At 46.5% G+C, this 15,757-nt stretch carries 15 protein-coding genes; 2 read left to right on the forward strand and 13 right to left on the reverse strand.

The window, feature by feature from the left end:
- Positions 1-3: 3 nt before the first annotated feature.
- The 8 genes from DHBDCA_RS10945 to DHBDCA_RS10980 form a co-directional block, all read right to left on the reverse strand.
- Positions 4-1,083 carry a hydrogenase large subunit gene (locus tag DHBDCA_RS10945; protein ID WP_015044271.1) on the reverse strand — a complete coding sequence of 360 codons (1,080 nt, stop codon included), beginning with the start codon at positions 1,081-1,083 and terminating at the stop codon, positions 4-6.
- Positions 1,080-1,466, reverse strand: a complete 387-nt coding sequence (locus DHBDCA_RS10950) for an NADH-quinone oxidoreductase subunit C (protein ID WP_015044272.1) — start codon at positions 1,464-1,466, stop codon at positions 1,080-1,082. Before DHBDCA_RS10950 ends, DHBDCA_RS10945 begins: the two co-directional genes overlap by 4 nt.
- Complete coding sequence (locus tag DHBDCA_RS10955; RefSeq protein WP_015044273.1) at positions 1,448-1,927, reverse strand: NADH-quinone oxidoreductase subunit B family protein; 480 nt, start codon at positions 1,925-1,927, stop codon at positions 1,448-1,450. Before DHBDCA_RS10955 ends, DHBDCA_RS10950 begins: the two co-directional genes overlap by 19 nt.
- Before the next feature lie 17 nt (positions 1,928-1,944).
- A complete protein-coding gene (locus DHBDCA_RS10960; protein ID WP_015044274.1) occupies positions 1,945-2,793 on the reverse strand; it encodes a respiratory chain complex I subunit 1 family protein in 849 nt (282 codons plus the stop codon).
- The gene (locus DHBDCA_RS10965; RefSeq protein WP_015044275.1) at positions 2,790-4,667 is read right to left on the reverse strand and encodes an NADH-quinone oxidoreductase subunit 5 family protein; all 1,878 of its coding nucleotides are present in this window, start codon (positions 4,665-4,667) and stop codon (positions 2,790-2,792) included. Before DHBDCA_RS10965 ends, DHBDCA_RS10960 begins: the two co-directional genes overlap by 4 nt.
- 41 nt (positions 4,668-4,708) lie before the next feature.
- A complete protein-coding gene (gene gltA / locus DHBDCA_RS10970; RefSeq protein ID WP_015044276.1) occupies positions 4,709-6,097 on the reverse strand; it encodes an NADPH-dependent glutamate synthase in 1,389 nt (462 codons plus the stop codon).
- Between the two features lie 2 nt (positions 6,098-6,099).
- Positions 6,100-6,948 (reverse strand): sulfide/dihydroorotate dehydrogenase-like FAD/NAD-binding protein, encoded by an 849-nt coding sequence (locus DHBDCA_RS10975; protein ID WP_015044277.1) that lies wholly within the window; start codon positions 6,946-6,948, stop codon positions 6,100-6,102.
- A 415-nt stretch (positions 6,949-7,363) separates the two neighbouring features.
- A complete protein-coding gene (locus DHBDCA_RS10980) occupies positions 7,364-8,158 on the reverse strand; it encodes an SDR family NAD(P)-dependent oxidoreductase (RefSeq protein WP_015044278.1) in 795 nt (264 codons plus the stop codon).
- Between the two features lie 155 nt (positions 8,159-8,313).
- Here DHBDCA_RS10980 and DHBDCA_RS10985 point away from each other — a divergent pair, with 155 nt between their 5' ends.
- Positions 8,314-8,844 carry a TetR/AcrR family transcriptional regulator C-terminal domain-containing protein gene (locus tag DHBDCA_RS10985; RefSeq protein ID WP_015044279.1) on the forward strand — a complete coding sequence of 177 codons (531 nt, stop codon included), beginning with the start codon at positions 8,314-8,316 and terminating at the stop codon, positions 8,842-8,844.
- A 257-nt stretch (positions 8,845-9,101) separates the two neighbouring features.
- Here DHBDCA_RS10985 and DHBDCA_RS10990 read toward each other — a convergent pair whose 3' ends face one another.
- Together DHBDCA_RS10990 and recQ are read right to left on the reverse strand one after the other, a co-directional pair.
- Positions 9,102-9,551: a YaiI/YqxD family protein gene (locus DHBDCA_RS10990; protein ID WP_015044280.1), complete on the reverse strand. Its 450-nt coding sequence runs from the start codon at positions 9,549-9,551 to the stop codon at positions 9,102-9,104.
- Complete coding sequence (gene recQ / locus DHBDCA_RS10995) at positions 9,535-11,325, reverse strand: DNA helicase RecQ (RefSeq protein WP_015044281.1); 1,791 nt, start codon at positions 11,323-11,325, stop codon at positions 9,535-9,537. Before recQ ends, DHBDCA_RS10990 begins: the two co-directional genes overlap by 17 nt.
- Before the next feature lie 194 nt (positions 11,326-11,519).
- Between recQ and DHBDCA_RS15285 the strand changes: the two genes are divergently transcribed.
- Complete coding sequence (locus tag DHBDCA_RS15285; RefSeq protein ID WP_015045365.1) at positions 11,520-11,720, forward strand: hypothetical protein; 201 nt, start codon at positions 11,520-11,522, stop codon at positions 11,718-11,720.
- Positions 11,721-11,867: 147 nt separating this feature from the next.
- On the opposite strand, the gene DHBDCA_RS11005 is transcribed toward DHBDCA_RS15285, so the two are convergent.
- The 3 genes from DHBDCA_RS11005 to abc-f form a co-directional block, all read right to left on the reverse strand.
- Complete coding sequence (locus DHBDCA_RS11005; RefSeq protein WP_015044284.1) at positions 11,868-13,700, reverse strand: M56 family metallopeptidase; 1,833 nt, start codon at positions 13,698-13,700, stop codon at positions 11,868-11,870.
- Positions 13,697-14,056, reverse strand: coding sequence for a BlaI/MecI/CopY family transcriptional regulator (locus DHBDCA_RS11010; protein ID WP_015044285.1), 360 nt, complete (start codon positions 14,054-14,056; stop codon positions 13,697-13,699). The genes DHBDCA_RS11005 and DHBDCA_RS11010 overlap by 4 nt, the downstream gene beginning before the upstream one ends.
- 119 nt (positions 14,057-14,175) lie before the next feature.
- Complete coding sequence (gene abc-f / locus DHBDCA_RS11015; protein ID WP_167967865.1) at positions 14,176-15,654, reverse strand: ribosomal protection-like ABC-F family protein; 1,479 nt, start codon at positions 15,652-15,654, stop codon at positions 14,176-14,178.
- Positions 15,655-15,757 lie beyond the last annotated feature (103 nt).

A 15,757-nucleotide genomic window follows, 5' to 3' on the forward strand; every position in this document is an offset into this window, starting at 1 on the left:
TTCTCACCTCTCTGTGCAGCTTATACAAGGATCGATAGTTAATACCAGAACCGGTACATCTGCCAGGTCACTGCCGGCCAAAATCTTCAAAAGCGGCGGTATGTTGGCAAAGGTTGGTGTCCTAACCCGGAAGCGGTCCAGATTCTTGGTGCTATTTCCTTTTAAGTAGTAAACGACCTCTCCCCTAGGCTGCTCTAAACGCTGGAAAGTTTCCCCCTGGGGATTGCCTTTTGGTTTAACAGCAATTTCCCCATCCGGTATTTTCCCGATAGCCTGTTCGATTAGATCAATGCTCTGGAACAATTCCCGAATCCGGACTTTGGTCCTGGCATAACTGTCGCCTTCATTTTCAACAATCGGTTCCAGATCCAATTGGCCATAAGCGGCATACCCGAGTTTTCTTAAGTCCGAGGCCACACCGCTGGCACGGAGAGTCGGCCCGACTGCTCCAGTCTCGTAAGCTTCTTGGCTGGAAAGAATTCCGACACCCTTCGTCCGCTTCTCAACGGTATAGTTTTTTGAGAAGACATCCGTTACTTGTTTAATCTCAGCTTTCATTTCCTTGAGTTTTTCGAGCATGAACTTCAAGGTTCCGGCCTCGATATCACGCCGCACACCACCGACTTTGACAACGCTGAAGATGACCCGGCCGCCGGTGGTAGCTTCGATGACATCCAGAATCTGTTCGCGCAGCCGCCAGCAGTGCATAAACAGGCTTTCAAAACCAAAGGCGTCTGCCATTAGCCCCAGCCACAACAAGTGGCTGTGAATCCTGGAATATTCGCCCCAGATTACTCTCAGGTATTTGGCCCGCTCCGGAATTTCCAGGTTTAAGAGATCCTCGGCGCCCTGGGCATACCCCATGCTGTGAATAAAGCTGCAGATACCGCAGACCCGCTCGGCTACAAAAAGCATTTGGTTATAATCCCTTGTTTCCACCAGTTTCTCCAGACCCCGGTGCACAAATCCGATCGAAGGCAGGGCCTCAATGACTTTCTCATCTTCCAGGACAAGGTCCAGATGGATAGGCTCCGGCAAAACCGGATGCTGTGGCCCAAAGGGCATTATCGTTTTTTTGCTCATGCTTCAGCTACTCCCCTCTCGTTGCCTTTGCTGCTGCCGGTTTCTTGAAAAGGGGTTTTGACTTTCATCTGATAAAGTTTCCCCTGGTAATCGACGGCGATACCCATGAAATTCAATCCGAATAAATCATGCAGTTCATTTTCGTATAAAAAGGCACATAAGAAGATGCCGCTGATACTGGGAAGGTTCATCCCTGAACAAACCGGAAGACGTAAGTTAACTAAATCCATCTTCCTGTTTTCGAGGGAATAATAAAGGTCAAGTTCCGGATCCGCTTTGGTGCAGTGCATCTGAATCATACGATACCCTTTATCCTTATAGCTTTTAATCGTATCTTTCAGGTTATCGGCTTGGGTATCTAGAATTACTTGCTCGCTTGACATGACGGTTCACTCTCCTCTCGCATGGTCTTACCCTTGATTATGCCGGCGTTTTTTCTTTTTTTCTCCAAAACTCCCAACGCTTTTACCACGCCGTCAATGATCGCTTCCGGGCGTGCCGCGCATCCTGGAACATAGACGTCTACCGGGAGGATCTTATCCACACCGCCCGATACATTGTAACAATCTTTAAAAATTCCGCCGCTTGCCGCACATATCCCAACCGCTATGACGACTTTGGGGTCAGGCATCTGATTATAGATATTCAGAATAACCTCTTTGTTCTGTTCATTAACCGATCCGGTAATAACGAAAATATCTGCATGTTTGGGACTGCCGATATTTAAGATACCAAACCGTTCGACATCATACATCGGCGTCAGGCAAGCCAATACTTCAATATCGCAGCCATTGCAGCTAGAGGCATCATAATGGATAATCCAAGGAGATTTTGTTAATGACATAATATCTTTCACCTCTTCTAAAACAGCATTAGAACCGCAATGTTTCCTGCTCCCAAAATCAGGGCAATGACCCAGGAGGCCAGTAAGGTATGCTGCCATTTCAGCCTTGCCGAGTTATTATCTATAAAGATTTCCAGGAAGTAAACCACCAGGACCATGATGATCGCGGCGATGGGGTTCGAGCCCAGGAATAGATACACTAAACCGAGCAGGAACACGTTTTCATACCAATGCGCAACTTCGATCCATGCAAGTTCAGGTCCGGAAAATTCCGTAATAAGCCCTCTGACCAGTTCCTGATGGGCATGATGCGACATAGAAAGATCAAACGGAGACTTTCGGAGTTTGATCGTCAGGATAAACACGTATCCCAGGAATACTCCGGGCAGCACACTGATGATCGGCTTACCGAAAGCAGCTATGTTCCTGACAAAGAAGCTATGGGTAACCATATATAAGCCGACGGTCGTCAAAATGACCATGGGCTCATAAGCCATCATCTGAATCAGTTCCCGTTCAGCACCGAGGTAGCTGTATGGGGAATTCGTGCTGTAAGCGCCCATGACCAGGAAAATACTGGCTAAGGTCAATACAAAAATGACCAACAGCAAATCTCCGCCAGCAAAAAACAAACAACCGGTAAAGATAATAAAGGTGAAGAAGCCCAAGACATAGAATTTCTGTGACTTGTTAACGACAATACTCTGTTTGCTGAACAGTTTGTGCACGTCATAAAATGGCTGCAGGATCGACGGTCCAACCCGTTTTTGCATGTGAGCCGATATTTTTCGGTCGATTCCAGCGATTAAACCGCCAATAACCGGAGCTAGAACAATATAGGCGATTACTATAAGCCATGTTTTCACAGTGCCACAACTCCTATCATCAAGATGATTAATGTTGTTGATAAGCCTATCGCAATTTTATTCAGCCGATGTTCGCCAAAATAGTTGGCCAGATACAGACTGCGCATGCTCAGTTCCCTGTCCACATGCATCGCTCCGTAATAACTTTCCTTACCGGCGTTGGCTCCACCCATGTAAATCCCAGTGTAATGAACATCTTTATAAAACCACAGGCTAAGCGGCATTAAGATGATCATGACCATCATGATCAACATGATAAAAATGTTGCCCTGGGAAATGATCGTATTTGTGCTGTTTAAGAACGGGATAATGAATTTGGTAGAAATGAACGGGAACAGAACGCAGACTGCAATGGTCAGAAAAGCCAGGATTCCCAGGGAGTATTTCTCCAGTCTCGGAACTTTACTGTCAAAATCTTGAGGTTTTTGCTTAACCATAACAATTTTCCCCAGCCATTTGCCCCAGAACAACACGGTTGCGGCACTGCCGAAAGCGATAAACACCGTAAGCAGGGCATTGGCTTTGATGAGTCCCTCCAAAGCAGCCCATTTGCTGATCAACATTCCAAACGGTGCCAGAAACATGCCGAAAATACCGATAACAATCATTATCGCCAGGGTTGGTACTTTGGTAATCAGACTGTCCATGATTTCAATGTTGCGGTCACCGATTTTATGTTCAACGGAACCGACAGCCAGGAACAGCAGAGACTTGGCTACGGCATGGAAGATCACCAGCATAATGGCGGCCCATACCAACTCAGCGGTGCCGATTCCGGCACAAGCGACGATCAGACCCAGATTAGCAACCGTGGAATATGCCAGGACGCGTTTGGACTCATCCTGGGCAATCGCCAGGCAGGATGCTGTCAGGAAAGTGAAGGCGCCGACCAAGGCGACCATCAGACCAACGTTGGTGCCGAGTAAAACAGGCGATAAACGGATAATTAGATAGACTCCGGCTTTGACCATCGTACTGGAGTGCAGCAAGGCCGAGGTTGGTGTCGGGGCGACCATCGCGCCTAAGAGCCAGGAAGAAAACGGCATCTGCGCCGATTTGGTGATCCCGGCAAAGCTCAAAAGGGCTGCCGGTAGCAGGATCAATGCCTGGGCGACTCCCTGTAGTTTGTTGAGTTCAATGACATCAGCCTGGGTGGCGAGAAAGACGATGGCAATTGCAAAGCCTAAACCGCCAATCAGGTTCATAATGATAGCCCGGAATGAGTTGTTCATTGCAATCACTGTCTTACTGTAACCGATCAAAAGGAAGGAACAAAGTGTGGTGATTTCCCAGAAAAAGTACAGCCATATTAGATTATTGGCAAATACCAGGCCAAACATTGCGGCCAGAAATACAAACATAACGAAGAAAAAGAAAGGCGTGCGATTTGGGACATCCGGGTTATGATGATGATAATCTTTCATATAGCGGATCGAATAGATACAGATCAGTCCGCCGATGATACCGATGATCAGGGCCATAATAATAGAGAATTCATCGATGAACAGATTATTATCGGCATGGAGATTGTGTCCGTATGTCAGTTCAAAATAGAACATCAGTCCTTCTTGCAGCAAGGCCAGTACCGATGCCAGATACTTTTTGTAGCGTATTCCCATATAAATAATGAACAGGGCAATAAGTCCTTCGATCCCCAGCATAATTTGGCCTGTTGGTTCGGACGCGAACGGAAAAAACACGCTTCCTTTCGACAGTCCCTGAACTGTGAGATACACTGTACCGAGAGCGATTACGATCGTCGAAAGTTGGACAATAACTCTTCTGGCAGGATACCACCCAAAAACCAGAAGTAGAATAGCCACGATCAGCGGGAAAACGATTAAGCCGATCATGGTGGTCAATAGCGTATTCATAAGTCCACCCTTTTCTATATATAATTAAGAACTTAGACTGGTCATTTTGTCTTTAAATACGTATCGATGGAAGCCGCAGCAGTTTTTCCGGCGCCCATTGCGAGAATGACCGTGGCTGCGCCGGTTACGATATCTCCGCCAGCATACACACCTGGAATCGAGGTCGCCATAGTCGTTTCGTCGGCAACAATATTACCCCACTTGTTCAGTTCCAAGCCTTCTGTCGTGGTGGTAACGAGCGGATTCGGCCCCTGTCCGATGGAGACAACGACAGTCTGGACAGGCAGTTCGAACTCAGAACCTTCGATTGGTACCGGACGACGGCGTCCTGAAGCATCCGGCTCACCCAGTTCATATTTCAGACAGGTCATGCTCTTGACGTTCCCGTTTTCATCCCCGTTGATCGTCACCGGATTGGTCAAGATCTTAAACTGAATGCCTTCTTCCTCAGCATGGTGCACTTCTTCAAGACGAGCAGGCAACTCTACCATAGAACGGCGGTAGACGATATAAACCTCTTTCGCCCCGAGGCGAAGCGCTGTTCTGGCAGCATCCATCGCAACATTGCCGCCGCCAAGTACCGCAACCTGCTCCCCGACTTTAATCGGTGTCGCATGATTCGGAAAATCATATGCTTTCATCAGATTAGAACGGGTTAGAAATTCATTAGCGGAATATACGCCGTTGAAGTTTTCACCCGGAATATTCATAAAGTACGGTAGCCCGGCACCGGTGCCGATAAATGCAGCATCATACCCGCTGGCAAGCAGTTCCTGAACCGAGGTGACTTTGCCGACGACCTGGTTGACCAGGATTTCTACGCCCATATCTTTGAGGCTGTTGATTTCCTTCTGTACAATGGCTTTCGGCAGACGGAATTCTGGAATTCCGTACATCAGAACGCCGCCGGCGACATGCAGCGCTTCCAGAACGGTAACGGCATGGCCTTTGCGGGCTAATTCTGCCGCACAAGTAAGTCCCGCTGGTCCGGCACCGATAATGACAACCTTCTTACCGGTCGGTGCGACCTTTTCTAGTTTACTCGTGCCTTTAGCCATTTCGTAGTCAGCGGCAAAACGTTCCAGGCGGCCAATAGCTACCGGTTCACCTTTAACTCCGAGAATACACTGAGCTTCACATTGGGTTTCCTGCGGGCAGACACGTCCACAGATTGCCGGCAGCGTATTTTTACTTTTTAAAAGAGAAGCCGCTTCAAGAAATTCCCCTTCAGCAATTTTTTTTAGAAACTCCGAAATATCTACTCCGACCGGGCATCCTTCCACACATTTGGGCTTCTTGCACTGGATGCAGCGTTCAGCTTCTTCGACAGCTGTTTCTACCGGGTAACCCAGTGCAACTTCACTGAAGTTTTTGCCCCGGATAATTGGGTCCTGGCAGGGCATATCATGTCTTGGTGCTTTGCTGGCCATTCTTATTTACCCTCCTTTGTGCACTGGCACTCATGCTTGATTTTGTTATAAGTGACAGCTTCTTCAGTTTTGTAGAAAGCCGAACGTTTCATGGCCAAGTCAAAATCTACTTTATGGCCGTCAAATTCCGGTCCGTCAACACAGGCAAACTTAGTTTCGCCACCGACATCGAGTCTGCAGGCGCCGCACATTCCTGTGCCGTCAACCATAACCGGATTCATACTGACAATTGTTTTAATCCCGAGCGGTTTGGTAAAGTTCGCTACAGATTTCATCATAACGACCGGACCGATAGCCCAGATCGCGTCGACTTTGATTCCCCGGTCTAAAACGGACTGGATGCCGTGGGTGACAAACCCTTTCATACCATAAGAACCGTCGTCTGTTGTGATGACAACTTCATCGCTGACTGCTCGCATTTCTTCCTCGAGGATCAGCAGGCCTTTACTTCTTGCTCCTAGAATGGAGATGACCTTGTTACCTGCTTCTTTTAGTGCCCGCGCAATCGGATGAACCGGCGCTATGCCGACACCGCCGCCAATACACAGAACCGTACCATAATTCTCAATTTCTGTTTCTTGTCCAAGCGGTCCTACAAATGTTACAAAAGAATCCCCTTCTCGCATCCGGGTAATCAAGTGGGACGAATAACCCGCTTCCTGGATGACGATGGTGATGGTCCCTTTTTCCCGGTTAAAATCCATGATGGTCAAAGGAATCCTTTCAGAGTCTTCATTTTGGCGAACTATGACAAATTCACCGGGTTGAGCTTTCTTGGCGACTTCCGTTGCCAAAACTTCAAGTAAGACAATCGTCTCAGATAGTTGTTGTTTTTTTACAACTGTGAACATCTTCGTTTTCCCTCCTTGTGTAGCATACTTTGATTGCAGAATTGTACTACCTGTTTAACCTCTTGATAGATGTCTTTAACCCCCATTTTAGTTTGCAAATTTTATGCCAATTAGATTGAAAGAATGACTTTTCGTCAAAAAGCGTTTGAATAGGCCTCATAGCGAATGTTATTATTGAAGAGTTGGCTGATTACTATATAACTTCCGACCAACAATCAATTGGTTAGGATTTGGATGCCAAAGAAATCGCAATGAAGAACAAACAGTTAAAGCCGTCAGTTCTCTGACCGCTTTAACATGGGACTATAGGATCATAGGCGGAGGGCTTTTCTTCCGAGACAACAATATACCTGACCATTAAATGCTCCCAGACTTGCTGCTTCGTAGCTGAAAGCGTTTTGGAGTTGCTGTCAAACTAACGACCCATGAACATACCGCCGTCAACGCCGATTATTTGCCCGGTGATGTACTTGGACATGTCACTGGCAAGGAAGATGGCGGCGTTGGCGGCTTCGTTCACATCGCCGTGCCGGTCAAAGCCCCACTTGTCGCCCAGAAAGATAGTGCTGTTCAAAAGAGCATCCAGGGTGGCTCGGTACTCGTCATCGCAATTGAGATAGGCTTGCCTGGCAAAATCGGTGGCGACCACCGGCAGCATGACATTGACCCGAATATTATATTTGCCCCACTCTTTGGCGACCAAGCGAGAGAAGGTATGCACCGCGCCTTTGGAAACACTGTACGCTGTCTCGCCTTCCACACCGTTGATCCCGGCGAATGAACCTAGGTTGATGATGGAGCCGCCCTTGGTCCGCATGTGTTTGAAGGCAGCCTGATTGGCGAAGATAGTGCCGTTGACATTGACGTCAAACACCTGCCGCAACTTGGCCGCGTTTACTGCGTCGGAATAGCAGCCGCTCTCAAACGCGGCGGAACTGACCAGGCAGTCCAGGCCGCCCAAAAAGGCGACGGCTTCGTCGAAGACTTGGAAAACAGCGTCGCGGTCGCTGACGTCCAGTTGGATGTGCTTGAAGGAACCCGCGCCCAGGCTGCGGCAGGTCTCGATGACCTTAACGGCTCGTTCATCGGTGGGCAGAGCGCGAGATACGGTGACTACCGACGCACCTTCCCTGGCGGCTCCCTCGGCGATAGCCTTGCCGCAGCCGGTGACACCAGCGGTGATGATGAGCTTTTTCCCTTGCAATAACATAGTCTTGTCCTCCTGATTTTATATTTTGGCGCACTGAAAGTACAGCCAACCTTAATGTAAATAATCAGCAGGGCGATAGCAATTTCCATATTGCATTGGACGTCCAATTATTGTACAATGAAAAAAAATGTCTAATTTATGTGGAGGAAGGCCATATGTCCATCGGGACTAAGAAAGCGTTGGCTGATTCTTTACTTGATTTATGCAAGACCATGCCCATGCAAAAGATCACTATAAATGATATTACGAAGCATTGTGTGGCCAGCAGACAGACGTTTTATAATTATTTTTATGACAAACAAGAGCTGATCGAATGGATATTTACCAGCAATTATGACAGTTTTCAGGAGGAATTTAAGGATTTAGACAGGTTTGCGGTAAAAACTGCCCGTCTGTTTTATGAAAACAAGAAGTTTTATACCACTGTCATGCTGATGAAAGGACAAAACTGCTTCTATGAAACATTCAACAAGATGAGCTATGAAAATATGCGCAATCATATCGTCCTTGATTTTGGTCCTCAGAAGTTGACAGAAGTTGTGGATTACAGTCTGGAGTTCTGGATATCTGGCGCGTCAAGTATGCTTCTGAAATGGATCATGTCCGGGATGCCTTTCCCACCGGAAGAGCTCGTAGATAAAAACAAAAAAAATATGCCCGATGTGCTGCAGAAATATTTTTCGTAAGCAACAATGCCCTCTTAGTGAGGTATCCATAAGACAGTATCAACAACAAACCGATCATGGGTAGCGGACAACACGTCCCAACCTGAGAGTATCCCAGAAATTGTGTAAACCTCCATATTGGTGTCAATGGAAGCACCGATATGGAGGTTTTTTTCTGAGTCAAAGACCCCTACAGCTCTTTGATGATATCCATCATAGAGGGTGTTGCACAGGAAGAGAGTGCTGCCAGAAGTAAGAACATCACTTGGGGTATCATTTTAGACGTATTTATTTTGGGTTTTTTCGATCAGCCTTAGGAAAGCCATCCTGAACCGTTCATTGTCTTCTTTGGTCCTTTTTTTAACATTTGTGGTTCTTCCACCCCCGCGCCGTACCTTTTGTCCGACGTGACGTTCAAAAAGGAGGCGTTCAATATTATTGTCGGTATAAATAAGACCATTTTGATTAATGGCCCTGGCGCCTTTCCCCAGAACAAGCGCCGCCAGTCCGTAATCCTGCGTGACAACAATGTCCTCCCTGTCCAACCGCTTCATCAGTGCAAAATCCACACTGTCCCGGTCCTGGTCCACGGTGATCACCGTACTGTAGTCGTCCTTCAGTTCATGGGAAGTATCGATGATCATGATGACCGGAAGTTCAAATTGTTTCGCGCAGCTCACAATGAGCTCCTTTACCGGACAGGCATCCGCGTCAACCAATATTTTCATGTCCTTGCAGGGCCTCCTTGATCTCGGTTAAAAATAAATCCCCGTATTTCTGCAGTTTCCTTTCGCCAACGCCATTTACCCGGATCAGCGCATTTCTGTCCTGCGGACAGTTTTGAGCCATTTCCCTGAGCGTGCTGTCCGGAAAAATCATGTACGGAGGTAATCCCTCCTGCTGGGCAATCTGTTTGCGCAAGGCCCGCAGTCTTTCAAAGATTTGTTCAACGGCGGTGAGCGATACTTCTTCCCGTTGCACCTGAATCTGATACACTTTTTCCTCACTTTTAAGCACAGCCGCCGCTTTCGGCGCAAGCTTCATTACCGGATACTGACCGCCTGCAACCACGAGATAACCTTCGGCTGCCAGGAAACTGATCCTGTCCTTAATCTCCTGCAGCGGTGTGTCCTTCATGATCCCATGGGTAGATAGTCTGTCCAGCCCAAACTGAAGGACCTTTTTGTTCTGGGAGCCTTTGAGCACCTCGGCTACCAACGCCGAACCAAAACGTTCCTTCATCCGGTAAACACAGGACAGGATTTTTTGGGCATCCAGAGTTACATCAACCTTTTTCCGGTCATCGTCACAGTTGCTGCAATTCCGGCATTTATCCGGACTTTCTGTTTCTCCGAAATACTCCAGAATGGTCTGCCTTAAACATCTCGATGTATGGCAGTAATCGACCATGGCCTGCAGTTTTTTATACTCATTGGCCACACGCTGTTCCTGAAATATGGTTTCTTCAATCATCATTTTCTGAATCTGCACGTCCTGGGGGCCAAAAAGCAAAAAACACTCTGCCGGCTCTCCGTCACGGCCCGCCCTGCCAGCTTCCTGATAATAGGATTCAATGTTCTTGGGCATGTTGTAATGGATCACAAACCGGACATTGGATTTATCGATTCCCATGCCGAAAGCGTTTGTTGCCACCATCACAGCAATCTCGTCATAGATAAACTTTTCCTGATTGCGCTTTCGTTCCTGATCGGGCAAACCGGCATGGTAACAGCCGACTGAGAATCCCTGTCCTTTCAGCAATTTATAGAGTCTGTCGACATCTTTGCGCGTTGCGGCATAGATAATTCCTGAATCATCGCGGTTATTTCTCAGACGATTCTGAACAAATACCTTCTTGTTTTCACCGCGAAGAACCGAAAACTTCAGGTTCGGCCTGTCAAATCCCGTGATAAAGCAATTGGGTTTCCTAAGGCCCAGCATGCGGATAATATCCTGCCTGACTTCCTCGGTGGCCGTAGCCGTAAAAGCCCCGACCAAAGGCCTTGCGGGCAGAGATTGAAGAAACTTGCTGATCCGCAAATAGCTCGGGCGAAAGTCATGGCCCCACTGGGAAACACAGTGCGCTTCGTCTACAGCCACAAAATGGATTGGCAGTCCATTCAACCTGGCAAGGAACTCTTCGGACTCCAGACGCTCCGGAGCTAGATAGACCAGTTTATACTCTCCCCGCTGCATCCTGTCAATGCGCGACCAGGTCTCTTTCGGAGAAATAGAGCTGTTGATAAACGTAGCCGGAATCCCGGTTTGCCTGAGGCTGTCCACTTGATCTTTCATTAGAGAGATCAAAGGGGAAATAACCAGCGTAACCCCTTCAAACAGAACCGCCGGAATCTGATACGCAATCGATTTGCCTGCCCCTGTAGGCATAATGGCTAACGTATCCTGCCTCTGAAGCAGGCTTTCAATGACTTGTTCCTGCCCTTCTCTGAATTCCCGATAACCAAAATACTTGAGCAGGGCTTCTTTTGCTCTGGCAATCATATCAAATCAATCTCCCATCCGTCGGGATTATAGAAAAATAACCATAGAGCAGAATCTATGGCAGAACCTATGGCTGATTTTATGTATTAAAGTTCGCCGAAAAAAAGTCATTTCCTTTATTAATCTCAGGATTTTTGTTACAATTCTTCATATCGTTGATATCGTTGCAGCAATTATTTTCAGGAGGTGTTTCTGTGAACAAGAAACCAAAAACCAAATTCCCGCGTGCTTTCTTCAAGGTTAAAATGGGCACGCAAATCATCCCTCCCAAAAAAGGAGCCGGAGCCAAAGATCTAAACCCTTGCAACCGCAAAGCCAAACACAAAAAAACCACTGCGTTCGAACATTTCGATCCGGTGGTTTTTTTGTGGTATTCGTTTGGATGGATATCTTGAAAATTTGCCGTTTTTGAAGTTTACTACACTAGTATAGTAGATTTCAAAAACGGCAAATTTTCAATGTAGGTTGTCCCATTCTGAATATATAAATGAGCATCATCCCTTTTCTAAAGAAAAGGTTGTTTGGAACAAGACCAAAATTAGTTAATTCTGTTCTCCCCCCAAAATAAGTACACCTTTCGGATAATGATCCTGCACCCAGACCAAACTATTTTTATCTGTTATCTCCTGGATATGTTTCTTATAGGAATCATACCAGTCCTGATGATTCGTACTGGCATATTTGATATCCTCACTGCCAAGGATCTTTCGGCATAGGATCTCCATAAGACTTCCCTTTAAGCCTGTCTGCCCGCCTTTTGCAAATTCGGAGAATAGGTAAGGCAGTGCTTTTTCATCCATGGCAATAATTGTTTCAACCTCTGCCGGATGCGCATTCAAATAATCATAGGGATTTGAGGAAGCCATTGGTGATGTCATGATCTTCTCCAGACAATTTTTAACCTTATTCGCATTATTGGCTACTGTATTCCCATCTGTATATCCATAACTGACATAGACGCTGCTCAAGCGGTCAATCAGTTCTTTCAGCTTTCCGATATTGTCGGAATAAAGACGTACATCTCCTTGCATGACCTGCTCAATCCGGCTCCTTGACTTTGACCAGCTATACCCTTCCAATTGCCCAGTACTGTCGGCAAATCGAATGTTAATGATTTGGACGTTGTCCACCAAAGCAAAGAGCAAAATGGCATTGCGGTCAAACACATTTCCGATGATTCCGTCTTCTGCCGTAATCGCCGAAGCGTTATTAATCCGATAATTAATGGTTATGCCATATGGCTCAGCGGACGTCTGCAACTCAACTTTATCCCGGACAACCCCTTCCGGCAAAGGCATCGCGTCAATCAGCGCGATAACCTTGCTCGCATTGCCTACATACGGTGTTTTGTTGGCCAGTAATTTATCGACCGCGTAGCCTGAGTACGTTTTCTGCCCTGTAGCCGTCCCATTTATCGGGTTCGCTATGAATCCAATCATCAACGCCGTGATCACGATAATTATAGCCGCGCCAATCCAAACACGGGGCTTTCTGTAATGGATCACATTTTTGATTCTCTCTTTAATATTGTTTTCACCGAAAGCTAAAGGGGTAGCCTGCCAAAAGCTGTTCTTCTGAACTGCCAACGCCAGCAGGGAATTGGAATAATCCGCTTTGATCTCTTGCCCCTTGTTTCTGATAACCGTTTCATCGCAGGACATTTCCATGTCCTTAACCATCAGCGCAAAGCAGAGCCACATCAGCGGATTAAACCAATGGATGATTAGAAGCAGAAATGCCGCCGGTTTAATCAGATAATCGCGTCTCTTAATATGTACCGTTTCATGCGCCAATACATAGGGTAATTCCCGGGACGAAATGCCTGCAGGCAAATAAATTCTCGGTCTCCTAAAGCCAAAAACAAACGGCGTGCTGATTTGATCTGTCTCGTAAATATGCGGTAAAGAAGCATCCAGCAGCGTAGCCGTTTTGATCTTTCCTGCAATTTTAAAATAGGAAAAAATATTCCAAATCAGCAGCACCATCACTCCGGTAATCCAGACCATGCTACCAGTTAACATCATCATAGAAAGCGGACTTACACCCATTACTGCGTCCAGAGGCAGCGTACTGCCAACTGAGCTGTCTACTGTACCGTTTATCGCATAATTTATGTTCTCAAGGCCTGCCATCACCAGCGTCTCAGGCAAAGCATCAGGCAGCATGGCGGGTTTGACAACGTTTAGGAAACTGAAAACCGAGGTAAATGAACCAGGACAAACCAGTCTGAAGAAAACCGCCAGCCATAACAAATAAGAAAAGATTTTCGGTACCCTTTTCAGAAGCAGGCGAATCAGGATCACACCGAGAGCCACATAGGAAGCTGTCATGCTCATACCGACAACAGTACTGAAAACTGTCATCAAGCTGTTCATTGCATCGCCTCCTCAATAATTCTTTTCAGTTCTTCAGCTTCCTTAGCTGTAAGCTTTTTCCGATCGAGAAATGCTGTTAAAAACTGCGGCAGAGAACCTTCAAAATTTTTTTCAATTAAAGATTGGCTTTCATACTTCTGCACTTCTTCCTTTTTAACAAGTGAAGTGACTACTGCATCAGCATTGTCTAAAATGCCCCGTTCACATAGTTTTCGCAAAACCGTGTAAGTGGTTGACTTCTTCCAGCCCAGTCTTTCCAAAGAAAGCCGTGCAAGCTCAGTCGAATTCACCGGTTCTTTTTCCCAGACGATACTGACAAATTTATACTCCGCATCAAATAATTTATAGTTCTCCATGATACCCCCAAGGTTTATCTCAATAGACCTACTTGTAAGTCTATTCTAATAAACCTTATTTGTCAACAGAAAATCCGCGGTGCTTCAGGACCCTAAAAATTTTGTTCGAGGGCAACCGATCAAAGCCTGATATATTTTGTTGCCACTGATTGCACAAACGCACTATCATGCTCCACAAACAGCAGGGTCGGCCGGTATCTTACAATGAGGTCCTCAATCTGCATCCGGGACAGAACGTCAATATAGTTCAGTGGTTCATCCCAGATATACAGATGGGCCTGCTCGCAGAGGCTTTTGGCCAGGAGCACCTTTTTCTTCTGCCCTGCGCTGAACATACGCATATCTTTTTCGAACTGAACGCCTGAGAAATCGAGCTTGTGCAGAATGGTCAGAAAACGGCTTTCCTCAATCTGGTACTGCTCCGCAAAACTTCGCAGACTACCCTGCAGGTAAGCGGTATCCTGCGAAATATAGGAGATTCTTAGATTACTTCCAATATTGACCTTGCCGCTGAAGACAAGATCTTCTCCAATCAGCAGCTTTAAAACACTGGACTTGCCGCAGCCATTCCTGCCACTTAAGGCCACCCGCTCTCCTCTCTCTACAGTAAAATGAACATTCTCGCAGACCTTCCTGTCCGCATAATAGATTGCCAGGTCACGTAATTCCACAAGTGTATTTTTCGGGTGTGAAAGGGGTTTTATATTCAGGCTGTCGGCCAGCTCGATATTTTTTAAAAGTTTTTCTTTCGTCTGGATGTTCTTTTGCTGCCGAGCTTCGATCACTTTGGACCGTTTCATCATTTTTGCCGCCTGGTGGCCGATATAGCCTTTATCCGGTTTGATGCCGGAGTTCAGCGTACCCTTCTTGGTTTTCTCGATTTTATCCGACCAGTTGGCCGTCCGCCTGGCTGCTGCCGATAATTGTTTGATCTCTTTCTGCAGCCTGTCATTCTCCGCTGTTTCAAACGAGTCCATTCTCTCTTTATTGACCCACCACGTTGAAAAATTGCCTTTTTGAAGTTCAATATTGGTTTTATTGATGGTCAGGATATGGTCGATACAACGGTCCAGAAAAACCCTGTCATGCGAAACCAGGATGAAGCCGGTTTTCCTGTTCAGATATTTCCCGACAACGCGCCTACCCTCTATGTCCAAATGGTTGGTCGGTTCATCGATCAAAAGAAAGTTGTGGGGTTTAATGAACAGTGCTGCAAGCAAAACCTTGGTCTGCTCCCCCTGGCTTAAGGCCGCAAAAGGCAGCTTCAGGACATCCTCTGCGACTTCGAGCAATGACAATTCTTTCTGAAGTTCCCAATGTTCAAAAACAGGGCAGATACTTGCCACTACCTCAATGACATTTTGACTGGGATCGGTAACCTGAAAAGGAAAATAATCAAAAGACACGGGGGATTCAATTGTTCCACGGTACTGGTATTTCCCGCACAGCAGCTGCAAAAAGGTCGTTTTACCGCGCCCGTTCCGGCCAGTGAACCCAAGTTTCCAGTCCGTATCGATCTGAAAAGATATATTTTCAAAAATATTGTCATAACTGCCGTCATAGCAAAACGTTAAATGGTCGATGTTAATCAACGCCATCGCGATCACCTCACTGTGTAAAAATAATAAGGCTGCAAGAAAGCTTATTCTTGCAGCCTCAAAATATCCTTGAACGCAGTTGATATGCAGAAAAAATGTCAAC

Origin of the sequence: Dehalobacter sp. DCA, assembly GCF_000305775.1 — a bacterium.
GTDB classification, from domain to species: Bacteria; Bacillota; Desulfitobacteriia; order Desulfitobacteriales; family Syntrophobotulaceae; genus Dehalobacter; species Dehalobacter alkaniphilus.